At 71.9% G+C, this 16,822-nt stretch carries 12 protein-coding genes; 6 read left to right on the forward strand and 6 right to left on the reverse strand.

Annotated features, from left to right (window positions below; genetic code table 11):
• A partial coding sequence (locus tag G3I78_RS45390; RefSeq protein WP_164436149.1) for a hypothetical protein occupies window positions 1-3,313 on the forward strand: 3,313 nt, incomplete at its 5' end.
• Window positions 3,314-3,366: 53 nt separating this feature from the next.
• Here G3I78_RS45390 and G3I78_RS45395 read toward each other — a convergent pair.
• The 4 genes from G3I78_RS45395 to G3I78_RS45410 form a co-directional block, all read right to left on the reverse strand.
• Window positions 3,367-4,920 (reverse strand): GMC oxidoreductase, encoded by a 1,554-nt coding sequence (locus G3I78_RS45395; RefSeq protein WP_164436152.1) that lies wholly within the window; start codon window positions 4,918-4,920, stop codon window positions 3,367-3,369.
• Between the two features lie 54 nt (window positions 4,921-4,974).
• Window positions 4,975-6,540: an amino acid permease gene (locus tag G3I78_RS45400; protein WP_164436155.1), complete on the reverse strand. Its 1,566-nt coding sequence runs from the start codon at window positions 6,538-6,540 to the stop codon at window positions 4,975-4,977.
• A 67-nt stretch (window positions 6,541-6,607) separates the two neighbouring features.
• Entirely contained in the window at window positions 6,608-8,074 is a 1,467-nt protein-coding gene (locus tag G3I78_RS45405; RefSeq protein WP_164436157.1) for an aldehyde dehydrogenase family protein, read from the reverse strand.
• A gap of 327 nt (window positions 8,075-8,401) precedes the next feature.
• Window positions 8,402-8,941: a hypothetical protein gene (locus tag G3I78_RS45410; RefSeq protein WP_164436184.1), complete on the reverse strand. Its 540-nt coding sequence runs from the start codon at window positions 8,939-8,941 to the stop codon at window positions 8,402-8,404.
• A 430-nt stretch (window positions 8,942-9,371) separates the two neighbouring features.
• Here G3I78_RS45410 and G3I78_RS45415 point away from each other — a divergent pair, with 430 nt between their 5' ends.
• From G3I78_RS45415 to G3I78_RS45435, 5 genes are all read left to right on the forward strand, one after another.
• The gene (locus tag G3I78_RS45415) at window positions 9,372-12,476 is read left to right on the forward strand and encodes a nitrate- and nitrite sensing domain-containing protein (protein ID WP_164436160.1); all 3,105 of its coding nucleotides are present in this window, start codon (window positions 9,372-9,374) and stop codon (window positions 12,474-12,476) included.
• Window positions 12,473-12,895, forward strand: coding sequence for a roadblock/LC7 domain-containing protein (locus G3I78_RS45420; RefSeq protein WP_030321671.1), 423 nt, complete (start codon window positions 12,473-12,475; stop codon window positions 12,893-12,895). Before G3I78_RS45415 ends, G3I78_RS45420 begins: the two co-directional genes overlap by 4 nt.
• A 9-nt stretch (window positions 12,896-12,904) precedes the next feature.
• Window positions 12,905-13,300: a DUF742 domain-containing protein gene (locus tag G3I78_RS45425; RefSeq protein ID WP_164436162.1), complete on the forward strand. Its 396-nt coding sequence runs from the start codon at window positions 12,905-12,907 to the stop codon at window positions 13,298-13,300.
• A gap of 213 nt (window positions 13,301-13,513) precedes the next feature.
• Complete coding sequence (locus tag G3I78_RS45430) at window positions 13,514-13,819, forward strand: hydantoinase B/oxoprolinase family protein (RefSeq protein WP_164436163.1); 306 nt, start codon at window positions 13,514-13,516, stop codon at window positions 13,817-13,819.
• Window positions 13,800-14,405 carry an ATP/GTP-binding protein gene (locus tag G3I78_RS45435; RefSeq protein ID WP_164436165.1) on the forward strand — a complete coding sequence of 202 codons (606 nt, stop codon included), beginning with the start codon at window positions 13,800-13,802 and terminating at the stop codon, window positions 14,403-14,405. The genes G3I78_RS45430 and G3I78_RS45435 overlap by 20 nt, the downstream gene beginning before the upstream one ends.
• A gap of 103 nt (window positions 14,406-14,508) precedes the next feature.
• Here the strand turns inward: G3I78_RS45435 and glpK are convergent, their stop codons facing one another.
• Window positions 14,509-16,020 (reverse strand): glycerol kinase GlpK, encoded by a 1,512-nt coding sequence (gene glpK / locus G3I78_RS45440; RefSeq protein WP_164436167.1) that lies wholly within the window; start codon window positions 16,018-16,020, stop codon window positions 14,509-14,511.
• 37 nt (window positions 16,021-16,057) lie between these two features.
• Window positions 16,058-16,783, reverse strand: coding sequence for an MIP/aquaporin family protein (locus G3I78_RS45445; protein WP_164436169.1), 726 nt, complete (start codon window positions 16,781-16,783; stop codon window positions 16,058-16,060).
• Window positions 16,784-16,822: the final 39 nt, after the last annotated feature.

The raw sequence follows: 16,822 nt of genomic DNA on the forward strand, positions 1-16,822 counted from the left end.
GGCGGACCGCTCCTCCTCCTCGTTGGCCTGGGTCTCGGCGCTGCACGCGGCCGCCGGGAGCGCCGAGACCCTGGCCAACGAGGAGGAGGAGCGGTCCGCCGCCCTCCAGGAGGTCGGGGAGTCCGCCCACCGGGACTCCACCTCGGCCGCCACCGAGGCGCAGCGTGCCCGCAGCGAGGTCGGTCACCTGCGCCAGCGGCTCAACGAGGTCGAGCAGGAGACCGCCGAGGCGGTCCGCGCGGGCTGGCTCGACGACAGCGCGCCCGACGCCGACCCCGCCCGCGCCGCCCTCGCCGCGAGCGACGCCGAGAAGACGGCGGTCGCCGCCTGGGACACCGCCCGTGAGGCCTCGCACCGGGCCACGGAACACGCGCGCGAGGCGGCCTCCGTCGAGTCGCGCGCCGAACTGACGGCCGCCCGCGCGGAGGACGCGGCCACGGCGGCCGCGCGGTCCTACGAGGCCGAGCGCAGGCTCGCCGAGGGGCTGGCGGGGGAGGAGCGGCTCGCCGAACTGCTGAGCCTGACCGGCACCCGCCAGGGCGTCCCGAAGCCACGGCACGACTCCGCCGCGAGTGACACCACAGCGGAAGGCGCCCTCACCCCCGAGGACCTCGACCGCTTCGCCGACGAACTGCGCGAACTGCTCGACGACACCGTGTCCGCCGCCGAACGCCAGCTCTTCGAACTGCGTACGGCCGCCGCCGACGACTCCCGCATCCTCGGCGCCCTGGGAGACGGCGGGCTGCTGCCGCCGGGCCCGGACGTGCTGGCCACCGTGGAGTTCCTCGGCGAACAGAGCATCCCCGCGCTGCCCGGCTGGCGCTATCTCGCACAGGCCGTCGACCCCGCCGACCACGCGCGCGTGCTCGCCGCCCGGCCCGAGCTGGTCGACGGCGTCATCATCACCGACCCCGACACCCACGCGCGTGCCCGCGAGGCCCTCAACGACGCGGCGCTGCTTCCGCGTTCGGCCGTCGCCGTCGGTACGGCCGCCGCGCTGCTGGCGCCGACTCCGGCACCCGACGCGGCGGGCGGTGACGTCTTCCTCGTACCGCCGAACCCGGCCATGCACGACGAGCACGCCGCCGACGAGGAGCGGCAGACGCTGCGCGCGCGGGCCACGGAGCGCGACGAGGAGATCCGTTCGCTCGCCGCCCGGCTCGGCAAGGACCGGGAGCTGTCCGCCCGGCTCGCCTCCTGGCGCACCGGCTGCCCCTCAGGGCGGCTCGTCGAGCTGGCGGAGGCAGCCCGGGACACGCGGGCGTTCGCCGAGGAGTCGGAGGCCGAGCTGGCCGAGGCGCGGACCGTGCGGGCCGAGGCCGACGAGACCGCCGCCGAGGCCACGCAGCTGCGGGACGAGCGGCAGGAGGCCGCCCAGAAGGCACGGCGCGCCGCCGACGCCCTCGCCGGGCTCGCCTTCCGGCTGCGCGAGCGGGCCGGCTGGCAGGTCAAGGTGCGCGAACTCGCCGACGAGGCCACCGAGTCGGAAGCCCGGGCCCAGAGCTGCCTGGAGCGCGCCCGCGCCGCCGACGAGGACCGCCGCGGCGCCCAGCGTGCCGCCGACGACGCCCGCCGCACCGCGCGTGCGCTGCGTGCCGAGCGCGCCGAGATCGCCGGCGCCCCCGACGACGTACCGGAGGACGACTCGGACACTCCGAAGTCGTCCCTGCCCGCCCTGCGCGAGGCGTACCGGGCCGCGTCCCAGGTGTACGAGAAGGTCGGCGTCGGCGCCGACCTGCGGGCCGAGCAGGCGCGGGCGGAGAGCGACGAGAGCGGTGCCCTGACCGAGCTGGACCGGCTGAGCAACAAGGTCCGCACGCGCGCGGAGCAGCTCCTCCAGTCGCCCGACGGCTCCGACGGACCATCCCGGCAGGCCGCCGCCGCCCGCGCGGAGGAGCTGGTGCAGCTCCTGGAGACGCGGATGTCGACCGCCAGCGAGCAGCTGGGCCGGCTGCGCGGCGAGGCCGAGCGGCACGCGCCCGAGGACGGCGAGGCGCACACCGCCCTGTCGGAGGAGCTGGAGCCCCGCGACGCCGAGCACGCGCAGGCGCTGCTGCGCACGGCGACCGCCGAACTCGCGTCCCGCACCGAGGCGTTGACCCAGGCCCGGGAGGCGCACACGGAGCTGCTCGACTCCCACCGGGCCGCCGAGGACGCGGCGGGCGGCTTCGACGAGATCGCCGCGATGCTCCGCGACCTGCTGCGCGAGCATGTCTCGGACGAGGAGCAGGAGGAGCAGGAGGCGTACCCGGGCAGCCCGGAGGAGGCCCGGCAGGCCGCCGCCGAGGCGCGCAGGTCGCTGCGCGGCTGCGCCGCCGACCTGTCCGCCGCCGAGTCCGCGGTGCGCGAGGCGAGCGACGTGCTCGTGCGGCACGCCAACGCCACCCGCTACGAACAGGTCCGCACACCCGCCCGGCAGCAGATCCGGGAGCTGCCGGCGTCCGCGCTGCCCGAGCACGCGCAGAAGTGGGCGGACGCCTTCGCGCCCCGACTGCGGGTCCTGACCGACGAGTTGGCGCAGCTGGAGCGCAACCGGGACTCGATCGTGGACCGGCTGCGCGGGCTCGTCGAGTCGGCGCTGGCCACGCTCAGGTCCGCCCAGCGGCTGTCCCGGCTGCCCGAGGGGCTCGGCGAGTGGTCGGGGCAGGAGTTCCTGCGCATCCGCTTCGAGGAGCCCGACCAGGCGACCCTGACCGAGCGGCTCGGGGAGGTCGTCGACGAGGCGACCCGCGCGGCCGTGAAGAAGAACTCCGACCTGCGGCGCGACGGAATGTCCCTGCTGCTGAGGGGAGTTGCCGCCGCCCTCCAGCCCAAGGGTGTGGCCGTCGAGATCCTGAAGCCGGACGCGGTGCTGCGGGCCGAGCGGGTGCCGGTCGGGCAGATGGGCGACGTGTTCTCGGGCGGGCAGCTGCTCACCGCGGCCATCGCCCTGTACTGCACGATGGCGGCCCTGCGCTCCAACGACCGGGGCCGCGACAAGCACCGGCACGCGGGCACCCTGTTCCTCGACAACCCCATCGGGCGGGCCAACGCGACCTATCTGCTGGAGCTCCAGCGGGCCGTGTCCGACGCGCTCGGCGTCCAGCTCCTGTACACGACCGGCCTGTTCGACACCACCGCGCTGGCGGAGTTCCCGCTGGTCATCCGGTTGCGCAACGACGCCGACCTGCGGGCCGGGCTCAAGTACATCAGCGTGGAGGAGCATCTGCGGCCCGGACTGCCCCAGCAGGCCCCGGCCGGTGAGGGCGAGGCGGTGCGCAGCGAGATCACGGCGACCCGGATGTTCAAGCGGCCCGCGCCGACGGGGAGTTGATCGGCCCTCAGAGACCTGTCTCCAGTGCCGCGGACTTGCCTTCGGCGACCCGCCTACCGGTGATCCTCCTTGAGGAGATCGGCGCACCTCTCGCCGATCATCATCGTCGTGATGCACGGGTTCACGGTCACCAGGTCCGGCATGACCGATCCGTCGGCGACCCTGAGCCCCTCGACCCCCTTGACCCGCAACCGCGCGTCGAGCGGGGCCGAGGGGTCGTCGTCCGCTCCCATCTTCACCGTGCAGGACGGGTGGTAGACCGTGTTGTGGGTCCTGCGGATGTAGTCCAGCAGCTCCTCGTCCGACCGGACGTCGGGGCCGGGGGCCAGCTCCGCGCCCGCCCAGCCGCTCAACGCGGGCCGCGCGGCGATCCGGCGGGCCAGCTTCAGGCCGTACGTCATGACCCGCACGTCGTGCTCGTGGGTGAAGTACCGGGGGTCGACCCTCGGCTTGTCGCGGTAGTCGCGGGTGCGCAGCCGTACCGTGCCCCGTGACCTGGCGCGGGTCACGTTCGGCGTCAGGCAGAAGGCGTTCTCGGAGGTGGGGTAGCCGTACCGGGCGGTGTTCATGTCGAACGGCACCGAGCCGTAGTGGAACATCAGGTCGGGCCGGTCCAGGCCCTCCTCGGTGTCGTAGAAGATGCCCGCCTCCCACCACTGGCTGGACGTGGTGGGCATGGGCTGTCTCGCCTCCCACATGATCACCCCCTCGGGGTGGTCCTGGAGGTTCTCGCCGACGCCCGCCGAGTCCACCACGACCTCCACGCCGACCTCGCGCAGATGTCCCGCCGGGCCGATCCCGGACAGCATCAGCAGCTTCGGGGTGTCGATGGACCCGCAGGACACGATCACCTCGCGCCGGGCCCGTACCGTGCGGGTGTGGATCAGGTCGGGGTCCAGGTACTCCGCGCCCACGCAGCGCCGTCCGTCCAGCACCAGCTTCCTGGCGCGGACGCCGGTGCGGACGTCCAGGTTGGGCCGCTTGCCCAGGACGGGGTGGAGGTAGGCCACCGAGGAGGACTGGCGGATGTTGTTCTCGTCGGAGTTGATCTGGAACCAGCTCGCGCCCCGGATCACCGTCCGGCCGGTGTTGAAGGCCACCGTGGGGATGCCCTCCTGCGCGCACGCCTCCAGGAGGGCCGTGCCGCACGGGTCCTCGCTCTTGAGGGTGCGCAGCTTCACGGGGCCGGTGCGGCCGTGGTGGTCGCCGGGGGCGTCGTTGTTCTCCAGGCGCCGGTAGAGCGGGAAGAGGTCGGCGGCGCTCCAGCCCGCGCAGCCCGCCGCGGCCCAGTCGTCGAGGTCCTCCGCCGGGGCCCAGAAGGCGATGCAGGAGTTGTGCGAGGAGCAGCCGCCCAGGATCTTCGCGCGGGCGTGCCGCATGAAGCTGTTGCCCACCGTCTGCGGCTCGACCGGGTAGTCCCAGTCGTAGCCGGACTCCAGCAGGCCCATCCAGCGGTCGAGCCTGAGGACGTCGTCGTCGCCGACGTCGCTCGGGCCCGCCTCCAGGACGCACACGGTGACCGAGGGGTCCTCGGAGAGGCGGGCCGCCACCACGTTGCCGGCGGTACCGCCGCCGACCACGACATAGTCGAACTCATCGGCGTTCATGAGAGCTGACCTCCTTGCGGCGGCCCGGCCCACGGCCGGTCGCGTGGCCGCGTCTCAGTCGGACGCGGGAGTGGTGAAGGGAGCCGCCGGCGGGACGGCCCCCTCGCTCTGGTGCTCGGCGAGCACACCGGTCCGGTGCCGTTGCACGAACCAGTAGTAGGCGAAGCCGCCGCCCGCGATGATCCCGACGAACAGGACCGCGCCCCAGCGCAGATACCAGTGGAACGGGGCGGCCGCGTTGTAGACGGCGGCCCGCGGCCAGATCAGGTTGGTGGTCATCGCCGCGCCCCACAGCACGGCGACGACGTTGACGGGCAGACCCCAGCGGCCGAGCGAGAACCTGCCGTCACCGGCCGGCTGCCACCTGCCGCGCACCCGGGCCACCAGCATCGGGACCGTCACGCCGAGATAGGCGAGGTAGATCATGATGATGCCGATGCTGGTCACGACCGTGAAGATCTGCGGCTGGCGGATGTTGACCAGCAGGATCGACAGCGCCAGGATCCCGATGATCACGGTCGGCAGGATCGGCGTCTGGAACCGCGGATGGCACTTGGCGAGCCGCGAGGACGCGGGCAGATTGTTGTCCCGGGCCATCGCGAACGCCAGCCGGATCGCCGCCGTGTGCACCGCCAGGGCACAGACGGTGACCGCGATCAGCACGCACCACAGCATCGCCTTGCCGGCCGTCGGTCCCAGGACGTCCAGGACGACGTACTGGAGTCCGTCCGTGGACAGTTTGTCGCCCTTCAGGCTGGAGACGCTCATCAGCGCGAGCAGCAGGATCAGACCGCCGAGGACGAACGAGGCCACGATGGCCCGGATGATCGCGCGCGGCGCGTTCCGCGTCGGGTCCAGCGACTCCTCGCCGAGCGAGGCGGCCGTGTCGAAGCCGTACATGACGTACGCCGACGCCAGCGAGGCCACCAGGAACGCGCCCAGGTACCCGGTGCTGTGCCCGGCCCCGGTGCCGTTGGTCTCCAGGACCACCTGCGGGCCGCGCGTGATGTGGACGGCGAACAGGATGATCAGTACGACGGTGGCGATCAGCTCGATGAACACACCCGCGGTGTTGATGGTGGCCATCAGCTTGACGCCGAAGGCGTTCACCACCGTGGTGAACAGGATCAACACCGCTGCCAGGACGACCGCGTTGGTCGCCACGTCGTACTTGCCGGTGCCGTCGCCCACGAACTGGAAGACCGACGAGATCTGCGGGAGCGTCAGCTGATAGGCCAGCGACACGGCCGAGATGGACACCACGGACGCGATCAGCATCATCCAGCCGGCCAGCCAGCCCAGATGCGGATTGCCGATCTTCTTCGACCAGTTGTAGACCGAGCCCGCGACCGGGTAGCGGGCCGCCAGCTCGGCGAAGCACAGGGCCACCGTGAACTGGCCCACGAAGACCATCGGCCACGACCACCAGTAGGCGGGGCCGCCGCTGCCGTAGCCGAAGTAGAACAGCTGGAAGGTGCCGGTCAGGATCGAGATGTAGCTGATGCCCGCGGCGAAGGTGTGGAAGTTGCCGAGGGTGCGCTTGAGTTCGGGCCGGTAGCCGAACTCGGCGAGTTCGGCGTCGTCGTTCTGCGGTCCTTGTGGTTGCTCCGTCTTCGTCATGAGCGGGCTCCTGGTGGGCCGGGAGGGGAGGAAGCGGCTCGTGCGGGTGCCGGGCCCGGAGGGAGGGTCAGGCGAACCAACCCTGAGGTGCGGGACGGGTGTTGCGCCAGATGTGCTTCGCCTCGCGGTACTCGGCCAGTCCCGCGGGACCGAGTTCGCGCCCGAAGCCGGACTGCTTGAAACCGCCCCACTCGGCCTGCGGCACATAGGGGTGGTAGTCGTTGATCCAGACGGTGCCGATGCGCAGCCGGGACGCCACGCGCGCGGCCCTCGCCTCGTCGGTCGTCCATACGGCGCCGGCGAGGCCGTAGATGGTGTCGTTGGCCAGCCGCACCGCCTCGTCCTCGCTCGTGAACCGCTCGACGGTCAGCACCGGTCCGAAGGACTCCTCCTGGATCACGGACATGTCCGCCGTGCACTCGTCCAGGACGGTCGGCGGGTAGTAGAACCCCTCGTCCAGGCCCGGCCCGGTGGGACGTACGCCGCCGCAGCGCAGCACCGCCCCCGCCGCCAGGCCCGCGGCGACGTACGCCTCCACCTTGGCCCGGTGCGCCGCCGAGATCAGCGGTCCGGTCTGGGCCCGCTCGTCGAACGGGCCGCCCAGCCGGATCTCCTCGGCACGGCGGACGACCTCGGCCACGAAGCGGTCGTGCAGGGAGTCCTCGACCAGGAGCCGGGCGCCTGCCGAGCAGACCTGCCCGGAGTGCAGGAACACGGCGGTCAGCGCCATGTCCACGGCGGTGTCGAAGTCGGCGTCGGCGAAGACGATGTTGGGGTTCTTGCCGCCGAGTTCGAGCGCGACCTTCTTCACGGTGGCCGCCGCCGTCGCCATCAGGTGCCGGCCGGTCCGGAGGCCGCCCGTGAAGGAGACCAGGTCCACGTCCGGGTGGTCGGCGAGCGGGGCGCCGGCTTCCGGGCCCGCGCCGAGGACGAGGTTGCCGACGCCCGGGGGCAGCCCCGCTTCGTCCAGGAGGCGCATCAGGTGGATCGCGGTGTGCGGGGTCAGTTCGCTCGGCTTGAGCACGAAGGTGTTGCCGGCCGCGAGGGCCGGGGCGACCTTCCACGCGGTCTGGAGCAGCGGGTAGTTCCACGGGGTGATCAGCCCGCAGACCCCGACCGGTTCGTACACCACACGGCTGTCCACGCCCTCGGTGCCGGTGTCGACGACCCGGCCGGTCTCGCTCGCCACCAGCCGCCCGAAGTAGCGGAAGCAGTTGGCTATGTCGTCGATGTCGTACTCGCTCTCGACGAGCCGCTTGCCGGTGTCCAGGGACTCGGCGCGGGCGAGCGCGTCCTTGTCGCGGAGCAGGAGGTCGGCGACGCGCAGCAGGAGGTCTCCGCGGTCGCCGGGGGACGTTCTCGGCCAGGGGCCCTCGTCGAAGGCGCGCCGGGCGGCGGAGACGGCGTCCACCGTGTCCTTGCCGCCCGCCTCGTCCACGACCCCGACCAGGGAGCCGTCGGCCGGGCAGCGGATCTCGCGGGTCCGCCGGTCGACCGCGCCCCGCCACGAGCCGTCGATGAACAGGTCCGGCATGGCCGCCTCCCGGCTGCTGAAGGACCGACCCGTGGCAGATCCCGTACGTGTGCGTCGGGGACCAGCACATCACCGTTCCGGCGCGTTCGCGACGCCGTGGCGGGGTGGAGTCCGTGAGCTTGCCGTGAAGCCGGGACCGGTCGGCCGGTAGGCCGGTCGGGGGCGGGTCGGTGAGGGGCGGCCTTGAGCCACCTCAATGGCCTAATGGGGGCCGTTGCGGTCGTCGGTGGTGGCCGTCCGCCCGGCTGGCTTCACCCGGGCCTGCCAGTGGGCTTCAGGTGCCTCTGACGACCTGGGCTCCTCGGACCCCTCAGGCGGCTCCGGCGCCTATGAGTGCGACAACTGCCCCGTGCCGCCGCCCTGGCGCCGTATCCGGTCCTGGGCGCGCTCGGTGGCGCGGGCCTGGCGGCGGGCCTTGCGCCGCTCGCGTCGCAGGGCGCGGGCGGTGCTGCTCGGTGTCGACACCACGCCGTGGCGCTGGTTCCACACCTGGCGGGTCACCCAGACGTCCAAGGCGCCCCAGGTGGCCACCACGGTGCTGGCCACACCGCTGATCACCATGGGGAACGCCAGCCAGGAACCGGCCAGGGTGCACAGGAACGCCACCATGGCCTGGATCAGCGTCACGGAGATGATCAGAACCGCCCGCACCGCGGAGGTCCGCACCGGATCCGGCAGCCTGCGCCTGCGCGCGGGCTCCTCGATCCACAATGGCCGGTACGGCTCCTCCCGGACCGCACCGCGCCGGCCCGGCGCGTCCGCCCTCGCCGGAATGTCGTGAACCGGCGCCTGCGGGCGCCGCGACGCCGTCGTACGCACCGTCTCTACGCCGCTCTCCGGCGCCTCCTGCCGTTCCGCCGTGCCCATCACCGTGTCACTCCCCACCGCCGGCAGACCCCTCGTCCCGGTGTCCGTGGACCGGGCTCTCAGGTGGCTGCCCGGCTTGCGCTGGTTTACGCCGCCCAGTTGCAGATGCGGCTCCTGTGGCCGAATCCACCGCCATTTCCCGAAGAGAAGGACGAACAAGACCTCTTCAAGATTCCCGCACGATGTCAAAGAAACGAAAAAATCCAGCCAACTGCCCGCCCCGGCCGATCGGTTCCGGTCGCCCGCCGGTTGCCTGATCGCAGGAGGCAATCTCCCCCAATGGCCGGACAACTCCCCATGTCTCGTCGGCGGTGCGGAAGTTCAGGTTCCGGATGGAGCTTCGAGTTACGTGTGCGTCGGTAGTAGGCTCGCGCCGTTTGTTGACGTACATATGTACCCCCGGCCGGCGGGGGTCGAGCTGGGGGAGGCCATGCGCTTTCGCGGGAAGTCGATCCGCCGGAAGATCGTGGCGCTGCTTCTCGTGCCGCTGGTGTCCCTCAGTGCGGTATGGGGCTTCGCCACGGTGCTCACGGGACGTGAAGTGGCCAGGCTCTTCCAGGTGTCCACCGTGGTCGAGAAAATCGGTTACCCCACCGAGGACGTCGTACGCGTGCTTCAGCAGGAGCGCCGTCAGACTCTCGTCTATCTGGCCGATCCGCGCGCCTCGGACGCCCTGTCCGCGCTGCGCAGCACACGGAACGCCTCCGACGACGCCATCGCCAAGTTCCGTGACCACGCGCGGGATCCCGATGTCCGCGACGGTCTGGACGAGGACGACGACGAGCGGCTCACCGCCACCCTGGACGCGTTCGCGGGCCTAGCCTCGCTGCGCCGCAGCGTCGGCGAGGGCACGGTCTCCCGGCTCCAGGCCCTCGACCTGTACAACCGGCTCGTCGACCCGGCCTACGCCCTGCTCGCCACCCTCGACGGCGTCGACAGCGTGGAGTTGGACAAGCAGGCGCGGGCCCTGGTCAACATCACCCGCGCCCGCGAACTGCTCTCCCGCGAGGACGCCCTGCTCGGTTCCGCCCTCGTGGTGGGCAAGCTCACCCGCGACGAGATCCGGGACGTCTCCGACCTCGTCGCCCAGCGCACCCTGATGTACGACATCAGCCTGAGCGTGCTGCCGCCCTCCGAGCGCGAGCGCTACGAGCGGTTCTGGAAGAACGCCGGCACCGCCCCGCTGCGCTCCGCCGAACAGTCCGTCGCCTCCGCCGAGCCCGGCACCGCCGGCAGCGTCAGCGCCAAGAGCTGGGACGCCGCCGCGGGCAGCGTGCTCGACGAACTCGCCACCCTCGACGACCAGGCGGGCGACCGCCTCCAGGACCGCGTCCGCCCCGACGCGCTGGGCGTCATCATCAAGGCGGGTGCCGTCGGTGTCCTCGGCTTCCTCGCCCTGATCTTCTCGATCGTGCTCTCCGTGCGCGTCGGCCGCACCCTCATCCGCGACCTGAGGCAGCTGCGCCTGGAGGCACACGAGGCCTCCGGAGTAAGGCTGCCCAGCGTGATGCGGCGCCTCTCCGTCGGTGAACAGATCGACGTCGAGACCGAGGTCCCACGCCTGGAGTACGACAAGAACGAGATGGGCGAGGTCGGCCAGGCCCTCAACACCCTCCAGCGCGCGGCCGTCGAAGCCGCCGTGAAACAGGCCGAGTTGCGGGCCGGTGTCTCCGAGGTCTTCGTCAACCTCGCCCGCCGCAGCCAGGTCCTGCTCCACAAGCAGCTCACCCTGCTCGACACCATGGAGCGGCGCACCGAGGACACCGACGAACTCGCCGACCTGTTCCGCCTCGACCATCTCACCACCCGTATGCGCCGGCACGCCGAGGGCCTGGTGATCCTCTCCGGCGCGGCCCCCTCCCGGCAGTGGCGCAAACCCGTCCAGCTCATGGACGTCGTACGCGCCGCCGTCGCCGAGGTCGAGGACTACGAGCGCATCGAGGTCCGCAGGCTGCCCCGGGTCGCCGTGACCGGCCCGGCCGTCGCCGACCTCACCCACCTCGTGGCCGAACTCCTGGAGAACGCCACGGTGTTCTCGCCGCCGCACACCGCCGTCCAGGTCCTCGGCGAGCGCGTCGCCAACGGCTTCACGCTGGAGATCCACGACCGCGGACTCGGCATGGCCGCCGACGCGCTGCTGGACGCCAACCTGCGGCTCGCCGAGACCCCCGAGTTCGAGCTGTCCGACACCGACCGGCTCGGCCTGTTCGTGGTCAGCCGGCTCGCCCAGCGGCAGAACGTCCGGGTCTCGCTCCAGCCTTCGCCGTACGGCGGTACGACGGCCGTGGTGTTCATCCCCGACGCGCTGCTGACCGACGACATCCCGGACACCAACGGCATCGGCTTCCGCCTCGACCGGCCCCGGCCGTCGAAGGAGGCCGAACTGGAGGAGGCCCAGCGGCTGTCGGCCCAGGGCGCGGCCCCGCTTCCCGGCATGCCCCCGGCGATCCTGGACGGGCCGGTCGAGCTGGAGGCCCCGGTCGACCTGGACGCCCTGAACGACTTCCCCGGCGTGCTCGACTCCGAGGACAGCGAGCGCGGTGGGCTGTTCCGCTCGCGCCGCTCCCTCGTGCAGGGCGATGACGAGGGCCCGGGCGGCGACGGGGCCGGACTCGGCGAGGTCGGTCCGGACGCACCGCTCCAGCTGCCCGTGCGACGGGCCCCCAAGCTGGTCAGCTCCCACGGACGCCCGGTCACCGACGAGCGGACGGGCCGCGAGGAGACGGACGAGCCACCGGCGATCGGCCCGTCGCGGTCGCACCCGGCCCCGGCGGTCGGCCCCGGACCCCGCTCGGAACCGCCGACCCTGCCGAGCCGCCGCCGCGCCGCGGCACTGCGCCGGGGGACCGGCGTGGCGGACCGCCTCGACGAGCTGACGGAGTCGTCGGCGTCGTCCTCGGCCCGGGAGTTCGGCGCGGAGCCCGGCGCTCCCGCCCTGCCCAAGCGCACCCGGCGCGCGGAGATCGCGTCCAGCGGGCCGGGGACGGGTGCCGAGGACGGGGACCGTGACGGGGGAGTCGGCGGTTCCGGTGTCGGGAGGGTCGACTCGAACGCCCTGGGGACCGGTTCGGGTTCCGGTCCGGGTCTGGGCTCGGGCCCCGCTCTCGGTGCCGCAGGACGGGTCGGGGCGGACACCTACGGCAGGGCGGGCTCCGACTTCGGCACCCTCGGAGCGGGCGGCTCGACCGGCTCCCGCTCCGGTGGTACCGACGGCTCCCGCTCCGGCGGTACCGACGGGCCCGGCGCGGGCAGGCCGCCCCTGGGTGCCGCGCGTGGGCCGCGGGACGCCGCTTCCGGCACCGCGCCGCTGCCCCGCCGGGTGCGGCAGGCCAACCTGGCCCCGCAGCTGAAGCAGAGCCCCGAGCGGCGCCCCCAGAACCAGGCTGAGCCCGCCGAACGGGACGCCGACGAGGTACGCAGCCGGATGGCCTCGCTCCAGCGCGGCTGGCAGCGTGGCCGCGAGGAGAACGCCGTGGGCGACGACACGTCAGGCGGCACAGCACCACAACGAACGACTAAGGGGGACGGTCGATGACCGCACCGAAGGCGACCGACAAGTCCGGCGAGCTGAACTGGCTCCTCGACGACCTGGTGGACCGCGTCGCGAGCATCCGCAAGGCGCTCGTGCTCTCCAGCGACGGCCTCCCGACCGGCGTGTCCCAGGACCTGACCCGCGAGGACAGCGAGCACCTGGCCGCCGTGGCGTCCGGGTTCCACAGCCTCGCCAAGGGCGTGGGCCGGCACTTCGAGGCCGGCAACGTCCGCCAGACCGTGGTCGAGCTGGACGACGCCTTCCTGTTCGTGACGGCCGCCGGGGACGGCAGCTGCCTCGCCGTCCTCTCGGACGCCGACTCGGACGTGGGCCTCGTCGCGTACGAGATGACGCTCCTGGTCAAGCGGGTCGGTGTGCATCTCGGTGCCGCTCCGCGCACCGATCTGCCTCAGGGCGGGTAGTGAGATGGCATGAGCACAGACGGTCAGGGAAGAAGCCACTGGTTCGACGACGAGGCCGGACCGGTGGTCCGTCCGTACGCGATGACGCGCGGCCGCACCACAAGTGTCGGCCAGCACCGTCTCGACCTCATCGCGGTCGTCGTGGCCGAACCCCACACGGACGACCCCGACGGGGACCACTCGCTGTCCCCGGAGCACGTGGACATCGTCGACCGGTGCCGGGACACCCCGCAGTCGGTCGCCGAGCTGTCCTCCGAACTCGACCTGCCCATAGGCGTCGTACGGGTCCTCATAGGCGACCTCGTCGATTCGGAGTGGGTTCATGTGAACCGTCCGGTGCCGCCGGCCGAGCTTCCCGACGAGAGCATCCTGCGCGACGTGATCAACGGCCTCAGGGCGTTGTGACCGACCGTCCCGCCCCTCCGGCGGCCGTTCCGTCAGCGCTTCGCGGCGCTCACGGACGGCGTCCGGGCAGGGCGCCGTCCGGCTCGCCCACCGCACGCGTCGAGTCACCCCCTGCCGATATGATCTGACTGATCGTCGACAACCCTCCGCGGTCGGCCGGCCTGCCACCGGCCCGCGGACACGGTGCCGAGCAGTGCGATCGGGGAGACGGACGTGACGAGAACCCGACAGTTCCGCGAGCCCATGACTGTCTCCACGCTGTCCCCGCACCGTAGGGTGCCCCCGTACGGCAGGCCCGCCGACGAGTCCGCTGTGCCGGGCCCCGACCGCGCGCAGGACGTGGAGGGTTCGGTCACCCGGCTCGACGGCCGTGACAGGGCGGACGTCGGCACCCGCGACGTACTCGTCATCGGCGACGCACTCGTCACAGAGACCCCCGGCGGCGGAGACCACGGCCCGCCGTCGCCTCACCACCCCAGGCAAGCAGGAGAAGAGACCAATGATCTTCGGGCGTTCTGAGCGCGGCAAGCCCCCGGTCGAGCCCGTCACGCTCAAGATCCTGGTGGCCGGCGGCTTCGGCGTGGGCAAGACCACGCTTGTGGGCGCGGTCAGCGAGATCAGGCCGCTGCGCACCGAGGAACTGCTCACCGAGGCAGGCCGCCCGGTCGACGACACGAGCGGTGTGGAGGGCAAGCGCACCACCACCGTGGCCATGGACTTCGGGCGCATCACCCTGCGCGAGGACCTGGTGCTCTACCTGTTCGGCACCCCCGGGCAGGAGCGGTTCTGGTTCATGTGGGACGAGCTCTCCGAGGGCGCGCTCGGCGCGGTCGTGCTCGCCGACACCCGCCGCCTGGAGGACTGCTTCGCCGCCGTCGACTACTTCGAGCGGCGCTCCATACCCTTCCTCGTCGGCGTCAACTGCTTCGAGGGAGCGATCCGTTACCCGGAGGAGGACGTACGCCAGGCCCTGGACCTCGACGACGACGTACCGGTCGTGCTCTGCGACGCCCGGGACAAGCAGTCCGTCAAGAACGTCCTCGTGGGTGTCGTCCAGCACGCGATGGCGTACTCGGCGCGGCGCCGCCAGAGCGTCACGACCTGAGGCACGGGTGCGGCCCGTACCCCCGCCGACAGGGGTACGGGCCGCGGCCCGAGCGGCACCACGCGCGTGTGCCCGCCTCTTTCGCGGCACTACGCGCGCGTGCCTAGTTCTCGCCGTCCTCCTCCCAGGCGAAGCTCTTCTCCACGGCCTTGCGCCAGTTGTGGTACTGGCGGTCCCTGACGGACGCCTCCATGTCCGGCGTCCACTCGACGTCCTTCTGCCAGTGGGACTTCAGCTCGTCGAGGTCGTTCCACACCCCGGTGGCGAGCCCGGCCGCGTAGGCGGCGCCCAGGCAGGTCGTCTCGGAGACCTTCGGCCGGACCACCGGAACGTCCAGGACATCCGCCTGGTGCTGCATGAGCAGATTGTTCTTGGTCATGCCGCCGTCCACCTTCAGGGTCGTGATCTGCACCCCGGAGTCCTGGTACATGGCGTCCACGACCTCGCGCGTCTGCCAGCTCGTCGCCTCCAGCACCGCGCGCGCGAGATGTGCCTTGGTGACGTACCGAGTGAGGCCCGTGACGACCCCGCGCGCGTCGGAGCGCCAATAGGGCGCGAACAGACCGGAGAAGGCGGGCACGATGTACGCGCCTCCGTTGTCGTCGACGCTGGCCGCCAGGGGCTCGATCTCGTCGGCGGTCCGGATGATGCCGAGTTGGTCGCGGAACCACTGCACGAGGGCGCCCGTGATCGCTATGGACCCCTCCAGGCAGTAGACCGGCGCCTCGGTGCCGATCTTGTAACCCATCGTCGTCAGCAGCCCGTTCTTCGATGGCACCGGCCGGTTGCCCGTGTTGAGCAGCAGGAAGGAGCCGGTGCCGTACGTGTTCTTGGCCGTGCCCACGTCGTAGCAGGCCTGTCCGAACACGGCGGCCTGCTGGTCGCCCAGCGCGGACGCCACGGGCACGCCCGCGAGTTGGCCGACCGCGGTGCCGTAGACCTCGGCGGAGGACCTGATCTCGGGCAGTACGGCGTCCGGGACGTTCATCGCGGACAGGATGGACTGGTCCCACTGGAGGGACTCCAGGTTCATCAGCATGGTGCGCCCGGCGTTGGTCACGTCGGTGACATGCCGTCCGCCGTCGGTACCGCCGGTGAGGTTCCAGATCAACCAGGAGTCGATCGTGCCGAAGGCGATCTCGCCGTTCTCGGCCCGCGCGCGCAGTCCCGGCACGTTGTCCAGCAGCCAGGCCGCCTTCGGCCCCGAGAAGTAGGTGGCCAGCGGCAGTCCGGTCTGTTCGCGGAAGCGGTCCTGGCCGTCCGAGCCGCCCAGTTGGTTGGTGAGGGCCGCGGTGCGGGTGTCCTGCCACACGATCGCGTTGTGCACGGGCTTGCCCGTCGCGCGGTCCCAAAGGACCGTCGTCTCCCGCTGGTTGGTGATGCCGAGCGCGCTGAGCTGGTCGGCGCGCAGCCCGGCCTTGGCGATCGCGCCGGCGACCACGGCCTGCACCTTGGACCAGATCTCGGTGGCGTCGTGCTCCACCCAGCCCGGCTTGGGGAAGATCTGGCGGTGCTCGCGCTGGTCGACGGCCACGATCGCGCCGTCCTGGTTGAAGATGATGCAGCGGCTGGAGGTGGTGCCCTGGTCGATGGCGGCGACGAACTTGTCCGTCATGACGTCCCCTTCGTCGGTTCCTGCGTGAGGCTGCGGTTCAGAAGGCTGCCTTGAAGATCAGCCCGGACAGCGCCCCGCCGATCAGCGGTCCCACCACCGGGATCCACGCGTAACCCCAGTCCGAGGTGCCCTTGTTGGGGATCGGCAGCAGGGCGTGCGCGATACGGGGGCCCAGGTCGCGGGCCGGGTTGATGGCATAGCCGGTGGGCCCGCCGAGCGACAGACCGATGCCGACCACCAGGAACGACACGACGAGGACCGCGGTCCCGGACTCGCCGAGTCCCTTGGTGAGTCCGAAGGCCAGGATCGGCAGGACCAGTCCGACGGTCGCGATGATCTCCGTGATCAGGTTCGCCACCGGATTGCGGATCGCGGGCGTGGTGGAGAAGATCCCCAGCGTGGGCTGGGCGATCTCGTCGTCGGCGTTGGCCCGGAACTGCGCGTAGTAGACCAGCCAGCACAGCACCGCTCCGAGAACGGCGCCGACCATCTGCCCGGCGATGTAGAGGGGGACCTGGTCCCAGTCTCCCGTGTCGACGGCGATCCCCAGGGTCACCGCGGGGTTGAGATGCCCTCCGGACAGCGGGGCGGCGGTGTAGGCCCCCGCCATCACACCGAAGCCCCAGCCGAACGCGATGACGACCCAGCCGGCGTCCTTCGCCTTGGAGTAGTTGAGAAGGACGGCGGCGACCACGCCGGTCCCGAACAGGATCAGAATCGCCGTACCGATGACCTCACCGAGGAATACGTCTCCGTTGCTCATGGCGGCTCCTAGGCCCTGGCCCGGGACGTTCGGCCCCGG

Source organism: Streptomyces sp. SID13726 (assembly GCF_010548375.1).
Lineage (GTDB): Bacteria > Actinomycetota > Actinomycetes > Streptomycetales > Streptomycetaceae > Streptomyces.